This is a genomic window from Streptomyces alkaliterrae (assembly GCF_007097205.2).
Lineage (GTDB): Bacteria > Actinomycetota > Actinomycetes > Streptomycetales > Streptomycetaceae > Streptomyces > Streptomyces alkaliterrae.
Genome location: NZ_VJYK02000038.1, coordinates 1 through 26,142 on the forward strand (window position 1 = coordinate 1; position 26,142 = coordinate 26,142).

Here is a 26,142-nt window from a genome sequence, read left to right on the forward strand (position 1 = left end):
GCCCAGGGGAGGGGGACCGCCAGGTGAGCGGCCGGATGGGAGGAAAGTAAGCAAGGTCACACCCCGGGGAAAGCCACCCTCACCGCCGTGCGGCGAACGCGCCCGGCACGCGTCGAACGGCGTGCCGGCGTGCGCCGGACGGTCGCCCCGCGCGACGAACGGCACGCACGCGCGTCCCCCGGCGGTCCCGGCTCACACTCGAACGAGCGAAAACCGGCCGCCCACCCGCTCCCCGTCCGGGTGCCGCTCGTTGCACCGGACGTGATGAGCGACAACAACGACCGACACGGCCCGGAACAGCGCTCCGCCCGCGACCGCCTGAAGGAGGAGCGGGAGCGCCAGAAGCGCTCCGACAAGCGGCGGCGTACGCTCACGGCCGCCCTCGCGGTCGTCGCCGTGCTCGCGGCCGTCGGCACGGTCGGCGTGCTCGCCACGAAGAAGGTCGGCGGGGAGGACGACTCCGCCGGACCGGGGCCGGCCCCGATCACCGAGGGCGACGCCCAGGCCCCCGTCACGCTCGACGTGTACGAGGACTTCCGCTGCCCCGGCTGTGCGGGTTTCGAGCAGACCTTCGGCGAGACCATCAACGATCTGCGGGAGGCGGGCCGGGTCAAGGTCCGCTATCACCTGGTCACCGTCGTCGACGGCCACAACGGGAGCAGCGGCTCGAAGAACGCCGCCAACGCCGCCGCCTGCGCCAAGGACGCCGGTCACTTCGTCGCCTACCACGACCTGCTCTTCAAGCACCAGCAGGACACCGCCGACGGCGGCTTCGAGAACAAGAAGAACCTCGTCAGGCTCGCGAAGAAGGTCGACGGGCTGGACACCCCGACCTTCCGCGAGTGCGTCAACGAGGGCACCCACGACGAGTGGGTGGACCGCACTCACGCGGCCTTCCTGAAGTCCGGCTACCAGGCGACGCCCACCCTGGTGATGAACGGCGAGGACCTGTCCAAGGACCGCAATGCCCAGTTCACGCCCGAGATGCTGGTGAACAAGGTGGAGGAGGCCGCGGAAAAGTCCTGACGCGGCTGCCCTTCGGGCGCCCCGGCAGGGTAGCGTCTGAGGGGCCATGAACATCCTCGCTTCGATTCCCAGCCCGTCGACCGGTGAGCTGCACCTCGGCCCGCTCCCGCTCCGGGGCTACGCGCTCTGCATCCTCCTCGGCATCTTCGTCGCCGTCTGGCTCGGCAACCGGCGCTGGGTGGCGCGGGGCGGACGCGCCGGCACGGTCACCGACATCGCCGTGTGGGCGGTGCCCTTCGGCCTGGTCGGCGGCCGGCTCTACCACGTGATCACCGATCACCAGCTCTACTTCGGCGAGGGCCGGAACTGGGTAGACGCCTTCAAGATCTGGGAGGGCGGCCTGGGCATCTGGGGCGCCGTCGCGCTCGGTGCCGTCGGAGCCTGGGTCGGCTGCCGCCGCCGGGGCATCCCGCTGCCCGCGTACGCCGACGCCATCGCCCCCGGTCTCGCGCTCGCCCAGGCCATCGGCCGCTGGGGCAACTGGTTCAACCAGGAGCTGTACGGGCGCCCCACCGACCTGCCGTGGGCCCTGGAGATCGACAACGGCACCGACCTCGGCACCTTCCACCCGACGTTCCTCTACGAGTCGCTGTGGTGCGTCGGTGTGGCGCTGCTGGTCATCTGGGCCGACCGCCGCTTCAACCTCGGCCACGGCCGGGCGTTCGCGCTGTACGTCGCCGCGTACACCGTGGGCCGGTTCTGGATCGAGTACATGCGCATCGACCAGGCCCACGAGGTGCTGGGGCTGCGGCTGAACAACTGGACGGCACTGCTGGTCTTCCTCGGTGCGGTGGCCTACTTCGTGATCTCCGCCCTCCGGGCGCCGGGCCGCGAGAAGGTCGTCGAGCCCGGAGCGGCGGACGACACCGCCGGTTCTGACGCCGACAAGGCCGACGCGGACAAGGCGGACGCGGACAAGGCGGACGCGGACAAGGCGGACGCGGACAAGGCGGACGCGGACAAGGCGGACGCGGACGGCGCTAAGGCCGGTGGCGACAAGGCCGACGCCGACAAGGCCGGTGGCGCTAACGCCGATGGCGACAAGGCCGGGGCCGCAGGCGGCGAGAAGGCCAAGGGCGACTGACGCTCCTACCCCCTGTGCGGCCGGTCGACCGACCGGCCGCACAGTCGTTCCCGGAGCCTACTTTCCGTCATCATTGCAGCTCAAAGCCGGTGAGTTCGGCCTTGCTCGCTGGCAGCGCCGCCGCCACGGGCCTAACGTCGGGAGCATGACCCAGCCCGGGGACAAGGACCTCACCCAGCCCGCCGTGCACCGGCTGAACCACCGGCACCGCGATGTCAACGGCGGCTGGCTGCGGCCCGCCGTTTTCGGCGCGATGGACGGTCTGGTCTCCAATCTGGCGCTGATCTCCGGTGTGGCCGGCGGCTCGGTCGCGCCGAACACCATCGTGCTGACGGGGCTGGCCGGGCTCGCCGCCGGCGCGTTCTCCATGGCGGCGGGGGAGTACACCTCGGTCGCCAGTCAGCGGGAACTCGTCCAGGCCGAGCTCGACCAGGAGCGTCGTGAGCTGGCCGGGCATCCGGCGGAGGAGCAGGCGGAGCTGGCCGCCCGCTACCGGGCGCGCGGGGTGGATCCGAAGCTCGCGGACGCCGTGGCCGAGCAGCTGTCCCGCGACCCCGAGCAGGCGCTGGAACTGCACGCCAGGGAGGAGCTGGGCGTCGACCCGGGGGAGCTGCCCTCGCCGACGGTGGCCGCCGTGGCCTCCTTCTGCTCGTTCGCGGTGGGCGCGATGCTGCCCGTGCTGCCGTACCTGCTCGGCGCCACCGTCCTGTGGCCGGCGGTGCTCGTCGCGCTGTCCGGGCTGTTCCTGTGCGGCGTGCTCGTGTCGAAGGTCACGGCCCGTACCTGGTGGTACACCGGGCTCCGACAGTTCATCCTGGGTGGGACCGCCGCCGCGCTCACCTACGGTCTCGGCAATCTGCTCGGGGCCGCCCTCGGCTGAGCGCACCGGCTGTGCCCACCCGGCAGTGCGCGTTCGCTCGCGCACATCGGGTGACAACGGTTACCAGGCGGTTTCGAATGCTTTTCGGCGGGGCAGAAGCCGGGAGCGCTCGTGGGCGACGATGCCCGCGCGCCCCCGCGCCCACCTGGGCGGGACGACTGTCCCCTCCGGTTGCGCGCCCACTCCAGGCGTCCGCATGATGGACTCGACTATCCAGTTCTCGGGAAGCTGGCCATCATGTAACCTGCACGAAAATTTCCTGAACGCAGAGGGCCAGCGTCGTCCCTCGGCACCTGAAAACTGCCACCGACGACGACGGGAGAGCCCATGCGTGCAGCGTCCATGGCGGCCCACCCTGCCAAGCAGGGGATGTACGACCCCGGGTACGAGCACGACGCCTGCGGCGTCGGTTTTGTGGCCACCCTCACCGGCGAGGCCAGCCACCAGCTCGTCCAGCAGGCGCTGACCGTACTGCGCAACCTGGAACACCGAGGCGCCACCGGTTCGGAGCCCGACTCCGGTGACGGCGCGGGCATCCTGCTCCAGGTCCCGGACGCCTTCCTGCGCGAGGTCGTCCCGTTCGAGCTGCCCGCCGCCGGCGGCTACGCCGTCGGTATCGCCTTCCTGTCGGCCGACGAGGCCGAGGCCGCCGAAGCCGTCTCGGCCATCGAGACGATCGCGTCCGAGGAGGGGCTGCGCGTCCTGGGCTGGCGTGAGGTCCCCGTCGCCCCCGAACTGCTCGGCAACGGCGCCCGCGCCACCATGCCGTCCTTCCGCCAGCTCTTCGTGACAGACGCTGCGGATGCCGCCACCGACAACCCGCGCACCGGCATCAAGCTGGACCGCCTCGCGTTCGTGCTGCGCAAGCGCGCAGAGCGGGAGGCCGCCACCTACTTCCCGTCGCTGTCCGCGCGCACCCTCGTCTACAAGGGCATGCTGACGACCGGGCAGCTGGAGCCGTTCTTCCCGGACCTCTCCGACCGCCGACTGGCCTCCGCCGTCGCGCTGGTCCACTCCCGGTTCTCCACCAACACCTTCCCGAGCTGGCCGCTGGCCCACCCCTACCGGTTCGTCGCCCACAACGGCGAGATCAACACCGTCAAGGGCAACCGGAACTGGATGCGCGCCCGCGAGTCCCAGCTTGCCGGCGACCTCTTCGGCAGCGGCGACCTCGAGCGCATCTTCCCGATCTGCACCCCCGACGCCTCCGACTCGGCGTCCTTCGACGAGGTGCTGGAGCTGCTGCACCTCGGCGGCCGCAGCCTGCCGCACTCGGTGCTGATGATGGTCCCCGAGGCGTGGGAGAACCACGACTCCATGGACCCGGCCCGCCGCGCCTTCTACCAGTACCACTCCACGCTGATGGAGCCCTGGGACGGCCCGGCCTGCGTCACCTTCACCGACGGCACCCAGGTCGGCGCCGTGCTCGACCGCAACGGTCTGCGCCCCGGCCGCTACTGGGTGACCGACGACGGCCTCGTGGTGCTGGGCTCCGAGGTCGGCGTGCTGGACATCGACCCGGCGAAGGTGGTCCGCAAGGGTCGCCTCCAGCCCGGCCGGATGTTCCTCGTCGACACCGCCGAGCACCGCATCATCGAGGACGACGAGATCAAGGCCGCCCTCGCCGCCGAGCACCCCTACCAGGACTGGCTCGCCGCCGGCCTGACCCAGCTGAAGGACCTGCCGGAGCGTGAGCACATCGTGCACACGCACGCCTCGGTCAGCCGTCGCCAGCAGACCTTCGGGTACACCGAGGAGGAGCTGCGCGTCCTGCTCGCCCCGATGGCCCGCACCGGCGCCGAGCCGATCGGCTCGATGGGCACCGACTCGCCGATCGCGGCGCTCTCCGACCGGCCCCGGCTGCTGTTCGACTACTTCACGCAGCTCTTCGCGCAGGTCACCAACCCGCCGCTGGACGCCATCCGGGAGGAGCTGGTCACCTCCCTGATCTCCTCCCTCGGCCCGCAGGGCAACCTGCTCGAGCCCACCTCTGCGTCCTGCCGCAGCGTCACCCTGCCGTTCCCGGTGATCGACAACGACGAGCTCGCCAAGCTCATCCACATCAACGCCGACGGCGACCGCCCGGGTATGAAGGCCGCGACCCTCTCCGGCCTCTACCGGGTCTCCGGCGGCGGCCAGGCGCTGGCCGACCGCATCGCCGAGATCTGCGCCGAGGCGGACGCCGCCATCGCCGACGGCGCCCGGCTCGTCGTGCTCTCCGACCGGCACTCCGACGCCGAGCACGCGCCGATCCCGTCGCTGCTGCTGACCTCCGCCGTCCACCACCACCTCATCCGGACCAAGCAGCGCACCCAGGTGGGCCTGCTGGTGGAGGCCGGTGACGTGCGCGAGGTGCACCACGTCGCGCTGCTCATCGGCTACGGAGCCGCCGCCGTCAACCCGTACCTGGCGATGGAGTCCGTCGAGGACCTGCTGCGCGAGGGCACCTTCCTCCCCTCCGACCTGGAGCTGGAGCAGGCCACCGCCAACCTCATCAAGGCGCTCGGCAAGGGCGTGCTCAAGGTGATGTCCAAGATGGGCATCTCCACCGTCGCCTCCTACCGCGGCGCGCAGGTCTTCGAGGCCGTCGGCCTGGACGAGCAGTTCGTCGAGACCTACTTCCACGGCACCGCCACCAAGATCGGCGGCGCCGGTCTCGACGTGGTCGCCAAGGAGGTGGCCGCCCGCCACGCCAAGGCGTACCCCGCCACCGGCATCCCGGCCGCCCACCGCCGCCTGGAGATCGGCGGCGAGTACCAGTGGCGCCGCGAGGGCGAGCCGCATCTGTTCGACCCGGACACCGTCTTCCGTCTCCAGCACTCCACCCGCGAGCGCCGCTACGACATCTTCAAGCAGTACACGGCGCGCGTCGACGAGCAGTCGGAGCGGCTGATGACGCTGCGCGGACTGTTCCAGTTCAAGTCGGACCGGGGGCCGGTGCCGCTGGAGGAGGTCGAGCCCGTCTCGGAGATCGTCAAGCGGTTCTCCACCGGCGCGATGAGCTACGGCTCCATCTCGCAGGAGGCCCACGAGACGCTGGCCATCGCCATGAACCGGCTGGGCGCCAAGTCCAACACCGGTGAGGGCGGCGAGGACCCGGAGCGGCTGTACGACCCGACCCGCCGTTCTGCGATCAAGCAGGTCGCCTCCGGCCGCTTCGGCGTCACCAGCGAGTACCTGGTCAACAGCGACGACATCCAGATCAAGATGGCGCAGGGTGCCAAGCCCGGCGAGGGCGGCCAGCTGCCCGGCCCGAAGGTCTACCCGTGGGTGGCCAAGACCCGGCACTCCACGCCCGGCGTCGGCCTGATCTCCCCGCCGCCGCACCACGACATCTACTCGATCGAGGACCTCGCCCAGCTCATCCACGACCTGAAGAACGCCAACCCCAAGGCGCGCATCCACGTCAAGCTGGTCTCCGAGGTCGGCGTCGGCACCGTCGCCGCCGGCGTGTCCAAGGCGCACGCCGACGTGGTGCTGATCTCCGGTCACGACGGCGGCACCGGCGCCTCCCCGCTGACCTCGCTCAAGCACGCCGGCGGCCCCTGGGAGCTCGGTCTCGCCGAGACCCAGCAGACGCTGCTGCTCAACGGGCTGCGGGACCGGATCGTCGTGCAGACCGACGGCCAGCTCAAGACCGGCCGCGACGTTGTCATCGCCGCGCTGCTCGGCGCCGAGGAGTTCGGCTTCGCGACCGCGCCACTGGTCGTCTCCGGCTGCGTCATGATGCGCGTCTGCCACCTCGACACCTGCCCGGTCGGCATCGCCACCCAGAACCCGGTGCTGCGCGACCGCTACACCGGCAAGGCCGAACACGTCGTCAACTTCTTCGAGTTCGTCGCCGAGGAGGTCCGGGAAATCCTCGCCGAGCTCGGCTTCCGCACCCTGGACGAGGCCGTCGGCCACGCCGAGGCCCTCGACGTCAGCCGCGCCGTGGACCACTGGAAGGCGCAGGGCCTGAACCTGGCCCCGCTGCTGCACGTGCCCGAGCTGGCGGAGGGCGCCGTCCGGCACTGCGTCACCGTGCAGGACCACGGCCTGGAGAAGGCGCTGGACAACCAGCTGATCAAGCTGGCCGCCGACGCGCTCGCCGCCGAGACCGTGGAGGCCGCGCAGCCGGTCCGCGCCCAGGTGCCGATCCGGAACATCAACCGGACGGTCGGCACGATGCTCGGCCACGAGGTCACCCGGAAGTTCGGCGGCGCCGGACTGCCCGACGACACCATCGACATCACCTTCACCGGCTCCGCCGGCCAGTCCTTCGGCGCGTTCGTCCCGCGCGGCGTCACGCTGCGGCTGGAGGGCGACGCCAACGACTACGTCGGCAAGGGCCTCTCCGGCGGCCGCATCGTCGTCCGCCCGGACCGGGCCGCCAACCACCTGGCCGAGTACTCCACCATCGCGGGCAACACCCTCGCCTACGGCGCCACCGGCGGCGAGATGTTCCTGCGCGGCCGGGTCGGCGAACGCTTCTGCGTCCGCAACTCCGGCGCCACCGTGGTGTCCGAAGGCGTCGGCGACCACGGCTGCGAGTACATGACCGGCGGCAAGGCCGTCGTCCTCGGCGAGACCGGACGCAACTTCGCGGCCGGCATGTCCGGCGGCACCGCCTACGTCATCGACCTCGACCCGAGCAACGTCAACCGCGAACTGCTCACCGCCGTCGAAGAACTCGACGCCGACGACCACCAGTGGCTGCACGACGTCGTGCGCCGCCACCACGAGGAGACCGGCTCCACCGTCGCCGAGAAGCTCCTCGCCGACTGGGACACGGCCAAGACGCGCTTCAAGAAGGTCGTTCCCCCCACCTTCAAGGCCGTGCTCGCCGCCAAGGACGCCGCCGAGCGAGCGGGACTCAGCGAGTCCGAGACCCACGAGAAGATGATGGAGGCGGCGATCAATGGCTGACCCCAAGGGCTTCCTGACCACCGACCGCGAGGTCGCCAAGAGCCGACCGGTCCAGGAGCGGGTCAAGGACTGGAACGAGGTCTACGTCCCCGGCTCCCTGCTGCCGATCATCAGCAAGCAGGCCGGCCGCTGCATGGACTGCGGCATCCCGTTCTGCCACAACGGCTGCCCGCTCGGGAACCTCATCCCCGAGTGGAACGACTACGCCTACCGGGAGGACTGGCAGGCCGCCAGCGAGCGGCTGCACGCCACCAACAACTTCCCGGAGTTCACCGGCCGGCTCTGCCCCGCGCCCTGTGAGTCCGCCTGCGTGCTCGGCATCAGCCAGCCCGCGGTGACCATCAAGAACGTCGAAGTCAGCATCATCGACAAGGCGTGGGACAACGGCGACGTCACGCCGCAGCCGCCCGAGCGGCTGTCCGGCAAGACCGTCGCGGTGATCGGCTCGGGCCCGGCCGGACTGGCCGCCGCCCAGCAGCTCACCCGCGCCGGCCACACCGTCGCCGTCTACGAGCGCGCCGACCGCATCGGCGGCCTGCTCCGCTACGGCATCCCCGAGTTCAAGATGGAGAAGCGGCACATCAACCGCCGCATCGAGCAGATGCGCGCGGAGGGCACCAAGTTCCGCACCGGCGTCGAGGTGGGTACGGACGTCAACGCCGCCGACCTGCGCCGCCGCTACGACGCGGTCGTGGTCGCCGCCGGCGCCACCACCGCGCGCGACCTGCCCGTGCCCGGCCGCGAACTGCGCGGCATCCACCAGGCCATGGAGTACCTGCCGCTGGCCAACAAGGTGCAGGAGGGCGACTTCGTCACCCCGCCGATCACCGCCGAGGGCAAGCACGTCGTGGTCATCGGCGGCGGCGACACCGGCGCCGACTGCGTCGGCACCGCCCACCGCCAGGGCGCCGCCTCCGTCACCCAGCTGGAGATCATGCCGAAGCCGGGCGAGGAGCGCTCCCAGGGCCAGCCCTGGCCGACGTTCCCCATGCTCTACAAGGTCACCTCCGCGCACGAGGAGGGCGGCGAGCGGGTCTACTCCGTCTCCACCACCCACTTCGAAGGCGACGAGGACGGCAACGTCCAGTGGCTGCACATGGTCGAGGTCGAGTTCAAGGACGGCAAGCTGGAGCAGAAGCCCGGCACCGAGCGCCGCATCCCGGCGCAGCTGGTGACCCTCGCCATGGGCTTCACCGGAGTCGACCGGGTCAACGGCCTCGTCGAGCAGTTCGGCGTGGAGATCGACGGCCGCGGCAACATCGTCCGCGACGCCGACTACCACACCGGCGCGGACGGCGTCTTCGTCGCCGGCGACGCCGGGCGCGGCCAGTCGCTGATCGTCTGGGCCATCGCCGAGGGCCGCTCCGCGGCCCGCGCCGTCGACCGCTACCTCACCGGCACCAGCGCCCTCCCGGCCCCGGTCCGCCCGACGGACCGCGCCCTGACCGTCTGACGTCCGGCCTCTGACCTCCGGCCTCTGGCCTCTGAAGCTCCCGTACAACGGCGTACGGATCGCCGCGGTGCCCGCCCCCACCCCCGACCGAGGGCGGGCGCCGCGGCACACTCCTGTACGGGAACGGAACCGACCCGCCACCCGCCTCGTCACACCGGCAACCCCCAAGGAGGCGAGATGCGACGAGTAGCAACGGCACTGGCGCTCGCGGCGGCCACCGCCCTGGCCGCGGCCGGCTGCGCGAAGGACGACCAGACCGTGCGGACCGGCGGCCCCGGCGACGAGCCGACCAAGAAGCAGACCCGGTTCGAGAAGCGGGCCGAGGCCATCGAGAACACCTGGCCCGAGCGGCTCAAGCCCCTCACCGGCCGCCCCGACGCCCTCCTCCCGCTGGAGAACGCCGAACGCCCCGACCCCGACAGCAGGACGATCACCGTCATCGTCGGCCACGGAGCCTGCGACAAGGACTGGGGCGCACACCTCCACGAGACCGACGACCTGGTGATCGTCGCCGGCTGGAAGAAGGAAGACAAGAACGTCGACTTCTGCACAGAGCAGCTGGTCACCGACAAGGTCAAGGTGAAGCTCGACGAGAAGTTCGGCGACCGAACCCTCGTAGACGCCGCAACCGGCCGCCAACTCCCCCACGAGAAGGAGTAGCCATTCGGCCGGGGCCGGGTTGTGGCGGGACGGCTGCCTGTGAGCCGCCCCGCTGCTACGGTCGCCGACATGACTCTCTCGGTACCTTCGGCCCGTGCCGTCGACTTGCGAGTCGAAGCGGTCGAGAACGTTCTTGGTCGCGTCGAACGAGCCCTCCAGGTTCGTATGGAGCGGGACACGGTTGTCCGGAAGCGGCGCTCGGTCGGGGCGCGGACGGATCGTGGTACGTGGGTGCGTATCGAGCGGCGGGGGCTCGACAGGATCGGCGTGCAGGGGTGGAACGGTACCGAGTGCGCCGCGCGGCTGGAGGGCATTGCTCAGCCCGCGTGGCAGGGGTGTGTGGTCTGGCGGGATGCGGCTGAGCCCGTGATGTGGCGGGCCGACGAGACCGAGCTTCTGCCGGGAGCTCCCGTCGGCACCGCCGTACTCAGCGAGGAGCCGAAGCTGCCGGATAAGTGGTGGAAAGCGTTCAACATCTCGCTCGACGCGCTCGCGGCTCAGGAGACGAGTCGCGTCGCCACCCCGGACACCGACACCATCACGCAGGCCCTCGTCACCGAGTCCATCTGTCGTACGTTTGCCGGTGATTTCGACACCACTGTTGAACAGTGGGTTCCGGCCCATGCGGATCTGAACTGGGCCAACGTCTGTGCGCCAGCGTTCTGCCTGTTCGACTGGGAGGACTGGGGGAGTGCGCCGCGCGGGCTGGACTCCGCCACGCTGTGGGGGAGCTCGCTGGCCGTACCGGCTCTGGCCGATCGCGTACGGCAAGAGCGGCGGCCCGACTTCGAGAGCCGGGACGGCAAGCTGATGACGCTGTTCATGTGCTCGAAGATCCTGGGGCCGGACGCACACCCCGAGGACCCCCGGCTGGAGCCCGCGCGGCGTATGGCGGAGCAGATCGTCGCGGAGCTTCAGACGAGCTGATCGCGTGATCGCTCTCGGAGCAGGCTCCGATAGTGGTGGATGGCCTGCTCGTCGACCTCGCCAGCCAGGGCGCCGACGAGTTCGCCCAGGTGGGCGGGTTCGTCGGAGCCTACGGCGACGGTGTTGACCTGGGGGAGGTGGTAGGCGGCCCGGAAGGCCGCTTGTATGCGGGAGAGTCCTGTGTGGTCCTGTAGGAAGACGCGGGGGTCGATCCGGCCCCACACGGGGGTGCGTGTACTGCCTCCGAAGGGGCTCATGCCCCATACCGTGCTGCTTCCCATCTCGAACGCCTCAGCGAGGGCATCGGCGGCGTCGAGTGTTCTGGTGCCGACTAGCAGGCCGGCACGGACCATGAGGACGGACGGCTTCGGCGTGGTCGCGTCGATCAGCTCGGGCAGTGGTGACGGGTCCCAGGACGCGATGCCCCAGGCCTCGCACACCCCCTGTCTCGCGGCGTCGGCGAGGACGGCGCACGCCCAGGCCAGAGCATCCCGGTTGCGAGGGGCGGCTTCTTGGAGCGATTGCTCCGGGTTGTGTAGGAACACCACGTCCGGCTCCCGTCCGAGGTCCCGGGCCGCCCGTTCGACGGCTGCGTACAGCCGAGCGGGGTTCAGGGAGTGTTCCGCTCTGTCCACCCCCGGGAAGTAGCCCACCTTCGTCGAGAGTGTGAACTTCGGCAGCAGATCGCTGGCTATCCGGGCGACGACCTCATGCGAGCGGAAACCGAGGTAGTTGGCGCTGGTGTCGATCGCCGTGACGCCGAGGTCCAGTGCTCCGGTCAGGAGACGGCGTTCGTGACGAGACCGGTGTAGCCCGAGGACAACTCGGGGGTCAGAGTCGCGCACATCTCCTCCTTCACAAGGATCTCGGCCACCTCCGCGACTTCGGCCCCGACGACGGTCGCCGCCTGGTCCAGCGGGACCGGCTTGCCGCTCAGCAGCAGACGCAGCGCGGGCACGGCCTTGGCCGTGAGGGTGATCTTCTTCCCTGAGGTCACGACGTCGACGGTCTCGGCGTTCTCGCGGATCTGGGGCGGGAAGTGGGTGGTGCACGCCACGGCATCGAGCGGTCCCAGGATGTCGAGGAACGGGACATGCCGGGGGAGCGCCGTCGCCTGTTCGTACGCGGCAAGGAAGTCGGCTGGGGAGCGCTCGCCGATCAGCCGGACGGCTGCCTCGGTCAGGGCCTGAGTGCCGCTCCCATGCGCGCGATCCAGGTCGTGCCGGAAGATCTCGTGCTCTCGGCACCAGTCGCCCAGCCATGAGAGCCAGCTTGCTCCCGTGCGCTTGGTGATCCCGAACGTGACATGCAGGCTCTTCCCCGATCCGTGGCCGTTGCGGGTCGCCTGGTGCCAGTGGCCTCGGGGGATGTGCATCACATCGCCGGTCTTCATGACGCCGGCCCAGACGATTTCTTCGGTCGGGGTGTTGTTGGGGTCGGAATCGCGGTACATGGGGACTTCGCGGGAGGTTCCGCGTACCTCCCACTCCTTCTCGCCAGCGAGCTGGATGATCACGACGTCGTGGTCGTCCCAGTGCAGCGGGAAGCCCGCAGCGTCGTTCGTCGTCAGATACGCGTTGACCTGCACCCGCTCGTGGGACCACCACTGCAATGCCCGGCAGGCGACTTCCATCGTCGGGTCGAAGACATTGACCTGGTCGAGGATGAGCGTCGCGCCTTCCCCCAGCAGCCTGCCCAGGCTGCGCATGTTGACCATGGGGATGCTCTGGCCCCGGGGGCTGACGGTGTCGGTGTAGTAGATGGCCGGGTGGACTTCCTCGCCCTTCTGGAAGCACCGGAACTGCGGGCGGTTCAGGCTCCTGCGCATGGCGATGTCGAGCAAGCGGTTCGGGGTCAGGATGCGGGAGACGAGGGCGGGGTCGTCGATGCTTCCCCGCACGAAGCCCTTGCCGAGCTCATCCACTCCGTTCCACCCGAGCGCCGTCTCGATGGCGTTGATCAACTGGTGTTCCATCACTGCCTCCTCATGAGTTCGACCACGTGACGCAGCTGCGGCGGGGGCCCGCACGGCGAACCGCGCGGACCTCCGCCGCCTGGTGCTACTCGATGTCGGTCAGGTTGCCGTCACCGCCCGGCCACGGGGCATCGCCGGAACTCCCGGCGTTGTCGGACCGGAGGCTGTCGTACCGGTCGTGGACGGCGGTCAATTCCTCTACCGCCACCAGGAGGCCACTCGCGGCCGGCGGTGGTGTCGTGCTCTCTGCCACCTCGTGCTCCTTCCTCTTCGGTTCTCCCGGCCGTGTCCGGCCGGGCTCGTCTGATGTAGCTGTGCTGTGCCTGGCGCCGGGCACCTCTGGGGAAGTCCCCCGGCGCCGCTCCCGGCCGGTGCTGTCCTTCGGTTGTCGGCCAGGATCCTGTGGGGTTACAGGGAGGCACGCAGGCCCTCCAGGACGCGGGTGAGGAGCGCCACGTCAGGGGTGAACGAGTCGACGGCAGCCCGGCCCTCCTCGAACCAGCGGCCGATGACCTGACACCACGTAGCCTCGGCGCGGAGGACTTCCGCACGGATCTCGTCCAGAGCCAGGTCGGCCTCGGTTCGCAGCCGGACGAGGTCGGAGGGAGTCAGACGCAGGGATGTCACAGTGATCGTGTCACCGCCACGTCGTGTCACAGCCAGCTCGACGCACTGCGCCGGGTCGCCGTTCAGTTCTTCTTCGGGAAGCAACCGGAGGGTCAGCACGTGGGGACCTCCAGCTCCGCCCAGACCGTCTTGCCCCAGCCGTGCCGGTCGTAGCCCCACCGGACGCTCAGCACGTCAACGAGGAACAGGCCGCGCCCTTCTTCGGCCTCGTCGGCGGGGCTGGTCATGTCGGGGACTGTGCGCGATTGGTCGGTGACCGCGATCTTCACGCAGTGTGGTGCGGGCCGGCTGACGGTGACCCGGAGCAGACGGCACGGGGTGTGCTGGACGGAGTTGCCGACGAGTTCGGAGACGACCAGTGTGGCCGTGTCCACCAGGTCGCCTATGCCCCAGGTGTTGAGGGCGGCGCTGATAAGCAGGCGCGCACGGCGTGCGGATTCCGGTTCGCACGGCATTGTCTCGCTGTAGCCGGGTGTGCCGGTTGAGGTGGGTCTGGCGGCGGTCGTCGTCACGGGGTCATCCCTCCGATGGGACGGCCCAGCCCGGCTACGGGGCGTGGGGCTGGGCCTCTCCTCCACTGCCGCCGGCACGGGGAGCCTGGCCTTCCGGCGACTCAACGACCTTACGAAGCCCGTGAGATCGGGCTCAACGAGATTGCGGGTTATTGCGGAACGTCATCTGAGGGCGTTGATCGCCGAGTTGATGAGGGCGCGAGCGTGGTCGCCGTAGACGGCCATCTTCGCGAGTTCGGCGAACGCCTTGCGGTAGTCGGCGATTTCGCGCGGTTGCCTGATGTTGATCTCGGCGGTCAGGGTCTCCACCACGGCGTGGGCGTCGTCGAAGACATAGAACGCCTCCAGGGGCCAGATGACGCGCTGGGCAGTGAAGGGGATGACACCGAGTGAAACCGAGGGCAGTGGCAGGACGTCAAGCAGGTGCCGAAGCTGGTTTGCCATCGTCTCCCAGTCGCCGATCCGCGAGCGCAGAACCCATTCCTCCAACAGCACGACGAAGCGGTGGCCTCCCTCGTACAGGAACCGACTACGGGCGAGGCGGGCGGCGACGGCCTCGGCGACATCGTTGGGGGTTCCCTGAAAGTCGGTGATCGACTGCATGAGAGCGGTGGCGAAGTCGGCAGTCTGGAAGAACCCGGGAACGGCGTTGGAGCAGTACACGCGGCACACAGCCGCTTGCTCGTGGAGGGTGTAAAAGTCCTCCTGGACCTTGCGCATGCCATTCCTGTGGATGCGCCGCCACTCCACATACATGGAGTCGACCGCCCGCGCCGTGGCGATCAGATCCTCCGTCTGGTCCTCCGCTCCACAGGCCGCGCACCAGGCTCTGATATCCGCGTCGGAGGGTGCGGCCTCGCCCTTTTGGATGCGGGTCGTCTTCGCCGGATGCCAGCCGCACCGGGAGGAGAGCTCCTTCCCGGTGAGGCCGGCGTCCTGGCGAAGGTGCTGCAAGCGCTTCGCGAGGGCTTCGCGCGCCGCCTGGGCGCTGGACGAGGGGGAGGCGGGCATGGGGCCGTGCGCGGGATCAGACGGTGAACTTCTCGTGGTCGATGCCGCGTTCCCACACAGCCTCGAACGCGGCGACGACCATCTTCACCACGTCGGGGTCCTCGTTGAACTCATGTCCTGCCCAGTCGCCGTCCCCGGTGAACCAGTGGAACATCACCCGTCGGTCGTCGATCAGCCACAGGTCGTTTCCGGGAAGGGCGATGTCGGAGGCGAGACGACGGGGGAGCCAGCGGACCTGCTCACCAACGGCGACGTTGACGGCAGTCAGGGCGTGCTCCCACCGGATGTAATCGGTCACCGGTTCGGAGACGATCCGGGCCCGGCGCATCTGGACGCCCCTGGCGACGGTTTCGCGCACCAGTGGAGTCCAGCCCTGCCAGAACGGCGAATCGGGGTCGAGGTCCGTCCGACCGGTCCGCAGGAACTCGTCAAAGCTGTCCCTCTCGTCGCCGACGCTGTAGACGTCGCGCATCTCCAGGTGGACAGCGGTGCGCTGGGCGGACCGCAGCAGTTCAGCGAAGTCCGGCACGCCGTTCTGCGACATCACACGCCTCCCTCAGAATCGGCACCATGCGGGCTGGGATGCGAATCACCGTCTCATGCGCGGGGATTCCCGTGTCGTGTCCGGCGACCCACTCCGTCTCGCTCACCTGGGCCTTCAGCAGCTTGTCGGCCGCCTCGCCCTGGAGGACCAGGTCGGCCGTCTCTTCCTCCACCCACACAGTCGGCGAGCCGCCTCCGGTGGTCTCCGGGTCGATCCCCACGAACTTTAGGGCCATGATGCCCTCCCGATCCAAGTCGCTTGCGGGTTCTTGCGTTGGGACGCTTCCCGAGGCGCGGTGACGGGTCAAGGGCGCGATACGCGCGTCGCGTCAGAATGGCTTGTTCGCGTAGACCAGCAGACCGCCGGGCAGAGGTGCCGGACGTACCATCTGCCGTGCTGGTCCGCCGGGCTTGAGCGGAGAAGCCCTGCTGGGCTCCACCGTCTTCACCCACTGCGACTCTGCATGGATTGAGTATCGACAGTGAGCTCTCCGCTCTTGTCCGAATCGGGTGGTGGCCGGGGCGTGACGACTTGATGCTGCCGGCCAGTCAGTGCACGACCGACCGTGCGAGGCCGGTACCAGCGCGGTCTGGCGGCCGCTTGTCCTCCCCCAGCCTTCGGCCGGAGGTGCCCCCAGGCCGGGGCTGAATCAGCCCGTCCGGCGTTTGAGGTCCGGCGCTGGGAGCTGCCTCCCAGGAGGCGAGGACGCGGCGGGCCGCGCACCTGGTGGCGCTACGCCAATCTGTCGATCGTCGCGGCGGCGACCGCGCCGCTACGCGGCCCCGGCGGGGCGATGCCGCACCCTGTGACCACGTCACATCGAGGGGAGCGGCCATGAGAACGCGACTGATCGCCGTCGGCGCGGCCCTGGGTCTGCTGGCCTGCGGCGCCGCCGCCTGCGGGGGCAGCGGTAGTGCGGACGACCGCGCCCTGACGGTCTGGATCATGGAGGGTACGAACCCGGACTCACGCCCCTTCTTCAAGGAGGTCCGGGAGGCGTTCACCGAGCGGACCGGCGCCGATCTGAAGGTGCAGTACGTGCCGTGGCCGGACGCGCATGACAAGTTCACCAAGGCGATGGCGGGCGGCACGACGCCGGACGTGGCGGAGGTCGGCTCGACGTGGACCACCGAGTTCGCCTCCGCCGGTGCGCTGACCGACCTCACCGAGCGCACCGGTCGGGCGGGTCTGGACGAGGATCTGGTGTCCGGGCTGCGGGAGGCGGCGACGTACGAGGACCGGCTGTACGGAGTGCCCTGGTACGCCGGTGTCCGTGCTCTGCTGTACCGCAAGGACGTGTTCGACAAGCACGGGCTGGCCGCGCCCACCACCTGGAAGGAACTCCAGGACACCGCCGTCCGGCTGAAGACCCTCGAACCGAAGATGATCCCGTTCCCCGTCGTCGGCGACAGCGAGTACGCGCTGGACGCCTTCATCTGGGGCGCCGGGGGCCAGCTGGCCGTGGAGAAGGACGGGCGGTGGAAGTCGGCCGTCGACAGCCGGAAGTCCGTCGAGGGCATTCGCTTCTACACGGATCTCGCCACCCGGCACGGTGTCTCCACCAAGGCGGCGGCCACCTGGAACGAGGCCGATCTTGTCGACCACCTGACCGCCGGGAGGGTGGCGATGGCGGTTTCGGGCAGTTGGACGCCGTCCGCGGTGCTGGCGGCCGCGCCCGAGTTGAAGGGCAAGCTCGCCGCCGCCCCGATTCCAGGGCCCGACGGTGGCGTCAGCCCGTCGTTCCTCGGGGGCTCGCACCTCGCGGTGTTCAACACGGCCCGGGACCAGGATCTCGCCTGGGAGCTGGTCGAACTGCTGAGCGACGCCGAGTTCACCGCCAAGTGGGCCGAGCAGTCCGGCTACTTCCCCGGTCAGCGGCCGCTGGTGGAGAAGGTGAGGGACGGTGGCGAACCACTGGTCGCGCCGTTCGCCCGGCAGATGCTGGAGGGCGGGACCACCGTGCCCACCACCCCGGCCTACGGGCAGGTGCAGGGCAGGAAGACGCTCGCCCAGATGGTGCAGGCCATTCTGACCGGCAAGAAGGACGTCGAGCGGGCGGCGGCCGACGCGGCCAGGGACATGGACCGGACCTTTGGCGACTGAGGCACCGCGTCCGACCGAGGCGCGGTACCCGACTGAGGCACCGCATCCGGCCGCGCCGCCGGTACCGCCGAGCAGCGGGCCGCCTCCGCCACCGCCTTTCGCCCCGCCGGCCGCCGCCCGTCGCCGGGCCCGGCGTAGGGCTGCCGCGCCGTGGCTGTTGCTGGCGCCCGCGCTGCTGGCCGTCGCGGCGTTGCTGCTGTGGCCGCTGGGCCGGGTGGTGTGGATGTCCTTCCAGGACTACGGCCTGCCGCAGATCGTCACCGGTACCAGCAACTACAACGGGCTGGACAACTACGCCGACATCCTCGGCCAGTCCTACCTCTGGACGACCGTCCTGCCGAACACCGTGCTGTTCGCCCTGGCGTGCGTGACGCTCACGGTTGTCCTCGGCACTCTGGTCGCGCTGCTGCTGGCCAGGCTCAGCCCGTTGTGGCGTACGCTCACGGCCAGCGCGATCATGACCGCGTGGGCGATGCCGGCGGTGACCGGCACCTACGTGTGGATCTGGCTCTTCGACCCACTCGGCGGCGCGGTCGTCACCGGCCTGGACGGGCTCGGACTGGTGGACGCCGGTGACACCAACTGGTTCACCGACCGGCTCGGCTTCTACGCCATCGCGACCCTCAACGTCGTCCACCACGGCTTCCCCTTTGTGGCGATCACCATCTTCGCCGGGCTGCTCACCATCCCCAGGGAGCTCCACGAGGCCGGCATCATCGACGGCGCCAACGCCTGGCAGCGCTTCTGGGCGATCACCGTGCCGTCCATCAGGCCCGTCTTCAGCGTGGTGATCATCCTGTCCACGATCTGGGATTTCAAGGTGTTCGTCCAGCTGTATCTGATGCCGGGCGGCAGCGGCGCGAACCCGGACGTGCTCAACCTCGGTGTGTGGTCGTACGTCGAGTCCTTCGCGCAGCGCCAGTACGGCATGGGGTCGGCGATCGCGGTGCTGCTCACGCTGCTGCTGCTGGGCATCACCACCGTCTACATCCGCACGCTCTTCAAAGAGAGCGAGGAGCTGTGACCGGCACCCCGCGCGCCACCGCGCTCACCCGGCTCGGCCACACGGCCGCCCTCGCCGCGCTGCTGGCCTTCACCCTGCTGCCCGTCTACTGGATGGTGACCTCCGCGCTCGACCCGCGCGCCGGGGCGCGCGGCTCGTCGATCCTGCCCAGCGGGCTGACGCTCGACCACTTCCAGCGGGTCCTCGACCAGGGCGGGTTCGGCCGCTTCCTGCTGAACTCGGCGCTTGTCGGCGTGGGCACGGTGCTGCTGGCCGGGCTGCTGGCGCTGCTGGCGGCCGTGGCGGTGGCCCGCTTCCGGTTCCGGTTCCGCACCGCTGTGCTGATCATGGTGCTGATCGTGCAGATGGTGCCGCTGGAGGCGCTGGTCATCCCGCTGTTCGTGCAGATGCGCAACCTGCAGATGCTCAACAGCCTGATCGGGCTGACCATCGTCTATCTTGCGTTCTCGCTGCCGTTCGCGATCTGGATGCTGCGGGGGTTCGTCGCGGCCGTGCCGCGCGAGGTGGAGGAGGCCGCCTACCTGGACGGCTGCGGCTGGTTCCGGATGTTCCGGTCGGTGCTGCTGCCGCTGGTCGCGCCGGGTCTTGTCGCGACCAGCGTGTTCAGCTTCATCGTCGCCTGGAACGAGTTCGTCTTCGCCTTCACCTTCCTCCAGGACGAGGAGAAGTTCACCGCCGCCGTCGGCTTGCACCGCTTCTTCGGCCAGCACACCAACGACTGGGGGGCCGTCATGGCGGGCTCCACGCTGATCACCCTGCCGGTGCTGGTGTTCTTCGTCCTCGCCCAACGCCGGCTCTCCCACGGCCTGGCCGCCGGCGCCGTCAAGGGCTGAACCGACCCCGGGCGCGGCGGCGCGGCGCTAGGTGTCGACCGACCACACCTGCGCGCAGCCCGCGCAACGCACCCGGACCTCGCCGCGCAGCGGCACCCGCAGCCGCTGCTGGCAGCGCGGGCAGCGGAAGGACACCCGTACGCCGGAGGCCCACTCGAAGCGGTACCCCTCGCCGCCGAACGCCGACTGACCGGGGCGCATCCGGGTACGCGCCAGGCGCCGGTCGTGTCCGTAGCGCCGGCGCGCCACCCAGCCCCCGCCGGCCAGCGGCGGTCGGCGGGCGTCCTCGGCCGCCTGCGTCCGCCCCCGTACGTACGCCTCGTACCCCTGCGGGCTGCTGAACCACACCGACGGGTCCTCCCCGAACACCTCGGCCCGCTTCGCCAGTACGTAGCCGAACTCCTCGGGGGTCAGATAGCCCAGCTTCTGTGAGCTGAGGGAGTCCTCGCGGAAGGCGTCGAGCAGCAGCCAGCCGGCGCCGAGGTAGGTGGAGACGGTGTCGGTCAGGATCTCGTTCTCCGCGACGCCGGGGAACTCCAACTCCAGCCGGTGCAGGTAGACATGGGTGATCTCGTGCGCCAGCGCGGCGCCGATGTCGCGGCGGTGCTCCTTGAAGCGCCGGTTGAGCTCCACGAAGTACTCGGGACCGGCGGACAGCTCCACCTCCGCGGCCAGCTCCATCTCGCGGAACGCCACGATCACCCGGGCGTCCGGCAGCCGGAAGTGCCGCACCAGCGCCCGCGCCACCCGCTGCACACCGCCGTACAGTTCCTCGTCCGGGTCGAGCGCCACGTCCACCGGCGGCACACTGACCGCGAACTGCTCCACCGAGTCCACCGACAGCCGCCGGTACAGCGCGGCGATCGCGTCCCGCACCACCTCCAGGTGCGGAAAGCCCCGCTCCACCGCACTCGACGCCCTCCCCGACACCCACATCACCCCCGCGCGTCTCGCTCCTCCTGCCACCTTACGGCCGCCGTCCGCCCCGGGGCCGCCGCCACGCACCCTGCCCTGCACACCCGTCCCACACACCGACCACCGGGCGCACGCACCCCGCCGCGCTCACTAGAGTCTGCGCATGAACAACACCGCATCCTCCGCTCCCGAGCCCGACGCCGTCGTCCGGGAGGAGCTGACCAGGCTGCGCGAGAGCATCGACAACATCGACGCGGCCGTGGTCCACATGCTCGCCGAGCGCTTCAAGTGCACCCAGCAGGTCGGCCACCTCAAGGCCCGCCACCACCTGCCGCCGGCCGACGCGCAGCGCGAGGCCCGGCAGATCGCCCGGCTGCGGCAGCTCGCCGAGAACGCCAAGCTCGACCCGGCCTTCGCGGAGAAGCTGCTGAACTTCATCATCGCCGAGGTGATCCGGCACCACGAGACGATCGCCGGCAACACGGACGGCAACACGGACGGCAGCGACGCCGCCGACGTGGGCTGATCTCCCGAGGCGAGTGATCGCCTGGAGCGGAACGGGCACGGACGCGGGGCCGTCTGAGGCACGATGACGGGCATGACCACCCTCTCCCGTCAGGAGGCGCGCACCCGCGCCCGTCAGCTCACCGTCCACAGCTACACGATCCACCTCGACCTCGGCCGGGACGGCGACACCTTCGGCAGCACCACGACCATCCACTTCACCGCCCACCACCAGGCCGACACCTTCGTCGAGCTGCGGCCGACGACGCTGCACGGCGTGACGCTGGACGGTCGGCCGCTGGACGTGGGGCTGCTGTCGGACGGGCGGCTGCGGCTGACCGACCTCACCGCGGGCGAGCACACCCTCTACGTCACCGCCGACATGCCCTACTCCCGCACCTCGGAGGGCATGCACCGCTTCACCGATCCGGCGGACGGCCGCACGTACCTGTACTCGATGTGCTTCCAGACGGAGGCGCCGCGCGTCTACGCCTGCTTCGACCAGCCCGACCTCAAGGCGACCTTCACCGTCTCCGCCACCACCCCCGAGGACTGGACGTTCCTCACCAACTCGGTGGCCACCCAGACCCGGCCGGGCCACTGGACCAGCCCCGCGACGCCGCCGATCAGCACCTATCTGATGGCGGCGGCGGCCGGGCCGTACCACAGCCACACCTTCACCCACGCCGGGCTGCCCTTCGGCGTGCACACCCGCCGCTCGCTGGCCGAGCACCTGGACGCGGAGGAGATCCAGCGGATCACCACCGCCTGCTACGACCACTACCACGAGATCTTCGACGAGCCCTACCCGTTCGACTCCTACGACCAGCTCTTCGCGCCCGAACTCAACGCCGGTGCCATGGAGAACCCGGGCCTGGTCGTACTGACCGACAGCTACGTGCACCGGTCCGCGACCACGGACAACCAGCACGCCACCCGCGCGACGACGATCGCCCACGAGATGGCGCACATGTGGTTCGGGAACCTGGTCACCCTCCAGTGGTGGGACGACATCTGGCTGAACGAGTCGTTCGCCGAGTACATGGGCACCGACGTCGTCGCGCGCACCACCGAGTGGACCGACAACTGGGCGCGTTTCACCACCGAACGCAAGACCTGGGGCCGCGACGCCGACCAGCGGCCCAGCACCCACCCGATCGCCCCCGACCCCGAGGACGTGCCGGACACCGCCACCGCCCTGCAGAACTTCGACGGCATCTCCTACGCCAAGGGCGCCTCCGCGCTGCGTCAACTCGCCGCCTGGCTGGGGAGGGAGGACTTCCTCCTCGGGCTGAACACCCACTTCACCCGGCACCGCTTCGGCAACGCCACGCTGGAGGACTTCCTCGACAATCTCGCCCGGCACACCAACCGCGACGTGCGGCAGTGGGCGGCCCGCTGGCTGCGCACCACCGGCGCCGACGTCCTCGTGCCCGGTGTGGCGGACGCCGACGCCGACACCTGGCTGCTGCACGTCCACAAGGACGGGAACCGCCCGCACCGGCTGCTCGCCGCCGCCTTCGACCGCGCCCCGGACGGCACCCTGGCCGCCCGCCCGACCGCGCACACCGACCTGCCGGCCGACGAGCGGACCACCACGCTCACGCTTCCCGGCGACCCGCCCGACCTCGTGGTGCTGAACGACCAGGACCTCACCTACGCCAAGACCCGCTTCGACGAGCGTTCCTGGCAGACGCTGCGGACCGCGCTCACCGCCGTCCCGGACCCGCTCACCCGGGTCACCGTCTGGAGCGCCGCCCGCGACCTGGTACGGGACGCCGAGCTGCCGCCGGGCGAGTACCTGCGGCTCGTCGAGAAGCATCTGCCGCACGAGAGCGACAACACGACCGTGGCGGCCGTGCTCGAGTTCGTCCACGGCACCCTGCTCGACCGATACCTCGACCCGGCGGACCGGCCCGACGCGCTGGGCCGGCTGCACGACCTCACGACGCACCTGCTGGCGCACACCGAGGAGCACGACCGCAGGCTGACCGTGCTGCCCACCCACATCGGCACCACCACCCGGCCCACCGAGCTGACGACCTGGCTGGACGGCACCGGCACCCTGTACGGCGTACCGCTGGACGCCGACCGCCGCTGGCTGGCCCTCCGGCGCCTCACCGTCCTCGGCCAGCTCACAGCCTCCGAGCTCGACGAGGAGGCCGCCGCCGACCGGACCGCCAACGGCGAGCAGGCCGCCGCGCGTTGCCGCGCCGCACTGCCCGACGCCGCCGCCAAGGCGCGCGCCTGGGAGCTGATGTTCGGCGCCGAGAGCGCCCTCAGCAACTACCTGTTCAGTGCCACCGCGCAGGGCTTCTGGCCGGCGGAGCAGCGGGAGCTGACCGAGCCCTACCTGAAGCGCTACTTCCCGGACGCGCTGGCGCTGGCCCACCGGCGCGGCGAGACCGTCGCCCGGCTCGCCGGCCGCCAGGCCTTCCCGCACACCGCCGCCGAGGACGCCGTGCTGGAGGAGGGCCGGCGGACGCTCGCCGAGGAGGAGCCGCCGCCGGCGCTGCGCCGGGCGCTCACCGACGAGTTGGACGACCTGGCCCGCGCCCTGCGGGTCCGGGAGGCGTGAGCGGCGGTCGTGGGCGCGTGACCTCCCGGGCACAGACGGCCGGGCACAGGCGCCCGGGAGGTCGACACGCGTTCGGATGTCAACATCGGTTCATCCACACCACCTCTCCCGTCCACCGGACGAGGCGGCTCTACCAGTGGGTAAGCCATAGGCTCGGGCCATGCGCCGTGCCAAGATCGTCTGCACTCTCGGGCCCGCGACGGACACGTACGAACAGATCGAGGAGTTGGTCCGGGCGGGAGCCGACGTCGCCCGACTGAACCTCGCGCACGGCACGCACGGCGAGCACGAGACCCGTCTCCACCACCTGCGGACCGCCGCCCGGCAGGCAGACCGCAGAGTGGGCACGCTGGTCGACCTCCAGGGCCCGAAGGTGCAGCTCGGCACCTTCCGGCAGGGCCCGGCCGTGCTGGAGGCCGACGACGAGTTCACGGTCAGCACGCGGGACGTCCCGGGCGACCACACATGCTGCGCCACCACCCACCCCGCGCTCCACCGCGACGTACGCCCCGGCCACCGCCTGCTCGTCGAGCACGACGGCCCGGTGCTGGAGGTCACCGAGGTGCGGGGGCCGGACGTGCGCACCCGGGTACTGGCGGGCGGCATCGTCTCCGACCACAAGGTGCTGCACCTGCCGGACACCGACACCACGCTGCCCGTCCTGACCAAGAAGGACGAGGACGACCTGCGCTGGGCGCTGCGCAACGACGTCGACCTCGTCGCGCTGCCGCACACCCGCAGCGCCGACGACGTGCTGCCGCTGCGGCGGGTGATGGCCGAGGAGGACGTGCGCCGACCGGTGCTCGCCAAGCTGGAGAAGCCGCAGTCCGTCGAGCAACTGCGCGCCGTGCTCGACGCGTTCGACGGGCTGCTCATCGCCCGTGGCGACCTGGGCGTCGAGCTGCCCTTGCAGACGATCCCGGCCGTGCAGAAGCACGCGGTGAAGCTCGCCAACCGCAACGCCAAGCCGGTCATCGTGGCCACCCAGATGCTCGACTCGATGGTGGAGAGCCCGCGCCCCACCCGGGCGGAGGTCTCGGACATCGCCAACGCGGTGATCGACGGGGCGGACGCGCTGATGCTGAGCGCGGAGACGAGCGTCGGCAAGTACCCCACGGCGGCGGTGGCGACGATGAGCCGGATCGTCGCCGCCACCGAGCGGGACCTGCTGGCCCGCGGGCTCCAGCCGCTCGTCCCCGCCAGCAAGCCGCGCACCCGCGGTGGTGCCGTCGCCCGGGCCGCCGCCGAGCTGGGGGACTTCCTCGGAGCCCGCTACCTGGTCGCCTTCACCCAGAGCGGCGACACCGCCCGGCGGTTGGCCAGGTCCCGCTCGCCGATCCCGCTGCTGGCCTTCACCCCGGATCCGGCCACCCACGGCCAACTCAACCTGACCTGGGGGGTGGAGACGATCCTGGGGCCGCACGTGGAGACCACGGACGAGATGGTGCGGCAGGTGGAGGAGCAGTTGCTCAAGCTGGGCCGCTGTGTGCCGGGGGACGTCGTGATCATCACCGCCGGCTCGCCGCCGGGAGTGCCGGGCACCACGAACCTGGTGCGCGTGCACCGCATCGGGGAGGGCGGGGGCGACCGGTGAATCACACACCTGGAGGAAGATCGCCGAGCGGCTGATATGCCTTCGAAACGAAGGAAAGTACCCCGGGTGGGATTCGAACCCACGCTGGATGGTGTTTGAGACCATTGCCTCTACCGCTGGGCTACCGGGGCGCCCTTGGAAAGCAAGGCTAGCAGTAAGCCCGCGTGACTCAAACCTACATCAGCTAGGTAGGCTCGGGTGGCACTGCCCTGTTCGAGAGCGAGGAACATTACTCCGTGAGCGCCGCAGACGCCCCTGAGCCCACCGTGCCGGCGGAACCCGGCGAGCCCGCAGCGGGCGCCGACGAACACGTGCCGCCGCAGACGACCCGTGTGGTGATCGCGGAGGACGAGGCGCTGATCCGGCTGGACCTCAAGGAGATGCTCGAAGAGGAGGGGTACTCGGTCGTCGGCGAGGCCGGCGACGGCCAGACCGCCATCGACCTCGCCCGGGAGCACCGTCCCGACCTGGTCATCCTCGACGTGAAGATGCCGGTCCTCGACGGGATCTCGGCAGCCGAGAAGATCGCCGAGGAGCGGATCGCCCCGGTGCTGATGCTCACCGCGTTCTCCCAGCGCGAGCTGGTCGAGCGGGCGCGCGACGCGGGCGCCATGGCCTATCTGGTGAAGCCGTTCAGCAAGAGCGACGTCGTTCCGGCCATCGAGATGGCGGTGTCGCGCTTCACCGAGCTGCGCGAGCTGGAGCGCGAGGTCTCCGACCTGGCGCAGCGGTTGGAGACGCGCAAGCTGGTGGACCGCGCCAAGTCGGTGCTCCAGACCCAGTACGGGCTCAGCGAGCCGGCCGCCTTCCGCTGGATCCAGAAGACGTCGATGGACCGGCGGTTGTCGATGCGCCAGGTCGCGGAGGCCGTCATCGAGGACGGCGAGGAGCGCCGCAAGCAGCAGGAGGCGTAGCCGCCGGCGGGTCCCGTCCCGCGCCGGGTGTGGCGCGGGACGGCCGGGGGTAGGGGTGTCCGGCGTGGGC

At 70.4% G+C, this 26,142-nt stretch carries 23 protein-coding genes and 1 tRNA gene; 14 read left to right on the forward strand and 10 right to left on the reverse strand.

Translation table 11 applies throughout. The features are described from left to right. Window positions 1–264 precede the first annotated feature (264 nt). From FNX44_RS05655 to FNX44_RS05685, 7 genes are all read left to right on the forward strand, one after another. Window positions 265–1,026 (forward strand): DsbA family protein, encoded by a 762-nt coding sequence (locus FNX44_RS05655; RefSeq protein WP_143646852.1) that lies wholly within the window; start codon window positions 265–267, stop codon window positions 1,024–1,026. Window positions 1,027–1,072: 46 nt separating this feature from the next. Then, on the forward strand, window positions 1,073–2,110 hold the full coding sequence (lgt, locus tag FNX44_RS05660) for a prolipoprotein diacylglyceryl transferase (RefSeq protein WP_143646853.1): 1,038 nt from the start codon (window positions 1,073–1,075) through the stop codon (window positions 2,108–2,110). A gap of 145 nt (window positions 2,111–2,255) precedes the next feature. Then, window positions 2,256–2,990 carry a VIT1/CCC1 transporter family protein gene (locus tag FNX44_RS05665; RefSeq protein ID WP_143646854.1) on the forward strand — a complete coding sequence of 245 codons (735 nt, stop codon included), beginning with the start codon at window positions 2,256–2,258 and terminating at the stop codon, window positions 2,988–2,990. A gap of 342 nt (window positions 2,991–3,332) precedes the next feature. Further along, on the forward strand, window positions 3,333–7,898 hold the full coding sequence (gene gltB / locus FNX44_RS05670; RefSeq protein ID WP_407699150.1) for a glutamate synthase large subunit: 4,566 nt from the start codon (window positions 3,333–3,335) through the stop codon (window positions 7,896–7,898). After that, window positions 7,891–9,351 carry a glutamate synthase subunit beta gene (locus FNX44_RS05675; RefSeq protein ID WP_143646856.1) on the forward strand — a complete coding sequence of 487 codons (1,461 nt, stop codon included), beginning with the start codon at window positions 7,891–7,893 and terminating at the stop codon, window positions 9,349–9,351. Before gltB ends, FNX44_RS05675 begins: the two co-directional genes overlap by 8 nt. A gap of 177 nt (window positions 9,352–9,528) precedes the next feature. After that, window positions 9,529–10,011, forward strand: coding sequence for a hypothetical protein (locus FNX44_RS05680; protein ID WP_143646857.1), 483 nt, complete (start codon window positions 9,529–9,531; stop codon window positions 10,009–10,011). A gap of 69 nt (window positions 10,012–10,080) precedes the next feature. Then, on the forward strand, window positions 10,081–10,938 hold the full coding sequence (locus tag FNX44_RS05685) for a hypothetical protein (protein ID WP_143646858.1): 858 nt from the start codon (window positions 10,081–10,083) through the stop codon (window positions 10,936–10,938). Here FNX44_RS05685 and FNX44_RS05690 read toward each other — a convergent pair. The 8 genes from FNX44_RS05690 to FNX44_RS05725 all read right to left on the reverse strand — a co-directional run bounded on the left by FNX44_RS05690 (window position 10,926) and on the right by FNX44_RS05725 (window position 15,842). Further along, window positions 10,926–11,783, reverse strand: coding sequence for an aldo/keto reductase (locus FNX44_RS05690; protein ID WP_143646859.1), 858 nt, complete (start codon window positions 11,781–11,783; stop codon window positions 10,926–10,928). The two genes, FNX44_RS05685 and FNX44_RS05690, sit on opposite strands and share 13 nt — an antisense overlap. Then, on the reverse strand, window positions 11,717–12,913 hold the full coding sequence (locus FNX44_RS05695) for a JmjC domain-containing protein (protein WP_143646860.1): 1,197 nt from the start codon (window positions 12,911–12,913) through the stop codon (window positions 11,717–11,719). The genes FNX44_RS05690 and FNX44_RS05695 overlap by 67 nt, the downstream gene beginning before the upstream one ends. A gap of 85 nt (window positions 12,914–12,998) precedes the next feature. Continuing rightward, window positions 12,999–13,166 (reverse strand): hypothetical protein, encoded by a 168-nt coding sequence (locus tag FNX44_RS05700; protein WP_153506903.1) that lies wholly within the window; start codon window positions 13,164–13,166, stop codon window positions 12,999–13,001. Between the two features lie 155 nt (window positions 13,167–13,321). Next, on the reverse strand, window positions 13,322–13,540 hold the full coding sequence (locus FNX44_RS28790; RefSeq protein WP_228449684.1) for a hypothetical protein: 219 nt from the start codon (window positions 13,538–13,540) through the stop codon (window positions 13,322–13,324). A 92-nt stretch (window positions 13,541–13,632) separates the two neighbouring features. Then, window positions 13,633–14,052, reverse strand: a complete 420-nt coding sequence (locus FNX44_RS05710) for an ATP-binding protein (protein WP_181356303.1) — start codon at window positions 14,050–14,052, stop codon at window positions 13,633–13,635. A 162-nt stretch (window positions 14,053–14,214) separates the two neighbouring features. Then, window positions 14,215–15,063 carry a helix-turn-helix domain-containing protein gene (locus FNX44_RS05715; protein ID WP_143646861.1) on the reverse strand — a complete coding sequence of 283 codons (849 nt, stop codon included), beginning with the start codon at window positions 15,061–15,063 and terminating at the stop codon, window positions 14,215–14,217. A 16-nt stretch (window positions 15,064–15,079) separates the two neighbouring features. Continuing rightward, window positions 15,080–15,607 carry a DUF6879 family protein gene (locus tag FNX44_RS05720; RefSeq protein ID WP_143646862.1) on the reverse strand — a complete coding sequence of 176 codons (528 nt, stop codon included), beginning with the start codon at window positions 15,605–15,607 and terminating at the stop codon, window positions 15,080–15,082. Continuing rightward, window positions 15,576–15,842: a hypothetical protein gene (locus FNX44_RS05725; protein WP_143646863.1), complete on the reverse strand. Its 267-nt coding sequence runs from the start codon at window positions 15,840–15,842 to the stop codon at window positions 15,576–15,578. Before FNX44_RS05725 ends, FNX44_RS05720 begins: the two co-directional genes overlap by 32 nt. A 599-nt stretch (window positions 15,843–16,441) precedes the next feature. On the opposite strand from FNX44_RS05725, the gene FNX44_RS05730 reads away from it, so the two are divergent. From FNX44_RS05730 to FNX44_RS05740, 3 genes are all read left to right on the forward strand, one after another. Further along, window positions 16,442–17,710, forward strand: a complete 1,269-nt coding sequence (locus FNX44_RS05730) for a sugar ABC transporter substrate-binding protein (protein ID WP_143646864.1) — start codon at window positions 16,442–16,444, stop codon at window positions 17,708–17,710. Window positions 17,711–17,867: 157 nt separating this feature from the next. Continuing rightward, entirely contained in the window at window positions 17,868–18,734 is an 867-nt protein-coding gene (locus tag FNX44_RS05735; protein WP_228449685.1) for a carbohydrate ABC transporter permease, read from the forward strand. After that, window positions 18,731–19,567 (forward strand): carbohydrate ABC transporter permease, encoded by an 837-nt coding sequence (locus tag FNX44_RS05740; RefSeq protein ID WP_323369072.1) that lies wholly within the window; start codon window positions 18,731–18,733, stop codon window positions 19,565–19,567. The genes FNX44_RS05735 and FNX44_RS05740 overlap by 4 nt, the downstream gene beginning before the upstream one ends. Window positions 19,568–19,594: 27 nt before the next feature. Here the strand turns inward: FNX44_RS05740 and FNX44_RS05745 are convergent, their stop codons facing one another. Continuing rightward, window positions 19,595–20,503: a zinc ribbon domain-containing protein gene (locus FNX44_RS05745; protein ID WP_143646872.1), complete on the reverse strand. Its 909-nt coding sequence runs from the start codon at window positions 20,501–20,503 to the stop codon at window positions 19,595–19,597. A gap of 142 nt (window positions 20,504–20,645) precedes the next feature. Between FNX44_RS05745 and FNX44_RS05750 the strand changes: the two genes are divergently transcribed. The 3 genes from FNX44_RS05750 to pyk all read left to right on the forward strand — a co-directional run bounded on the left by FNX44_RS05750 (window position 20,646) and on the right by pyk (window position 25,158). Beyond that, window positions 20,646–21,008, forward strand: coding sequence for a chorismate mutase (locus FNX44_RS05750; RefSeq protein WP_173019121.1), 363 nt, complete (start codon window positions 20,646–20,648; stop codon window positions 21,006–21,008). A gap of 72 nt (window positions 21,009–21,080) precedes the next feature. Further along, entirely contained in the window at window positions 21,081–23,564 is a 2,484-nt protein-coding gene (pepN, locus tag FNX44_RS05755) for an aminopeptidase N (RefSeq protein WP_173019122.1), read from the forward strand. A gap of 160 nt (window positions 23,565–23,724) precedes the next feature. Next, complete coding sequence (gene pyk / locus FNX44_RS05760) at window positions 23,725–25,158, forward strand: pyruvate kinase (protein WP_143646867.1); 1,434 nt, start codon at window positions 23,725–23,727, stop codon at window positions 25,156–25,158. 58 nt (window positions 25,159–25,216) lie between these two features. Here pyk and FNX44_RS05765 read toward each other — a convergent pair. After that, a tRNA-Leu gene (locus tag FNX44_RS05765) sits at window positions 25,217–25,289 on the reverse strand. Window positions 25,290–25,424: 135 nt separating this feature from the next. Between FNX44_RS05765 and FNX44_RS05770 the strand changes: the two genes are divergently transcribed. Further along, a complete protein-coding gene (locus tag FNX44_RS05770) occupies window positions 25,425–26,072 on the forward strand; it encodes an ANTAR domain-containing response regulator (RefSeq protein WP_143646873.1) in 648 nt (215 codons plus the stop codon). The last annotated feature ends 70 nt before the right edge of the window (window positions 26,073–26,142 follow it).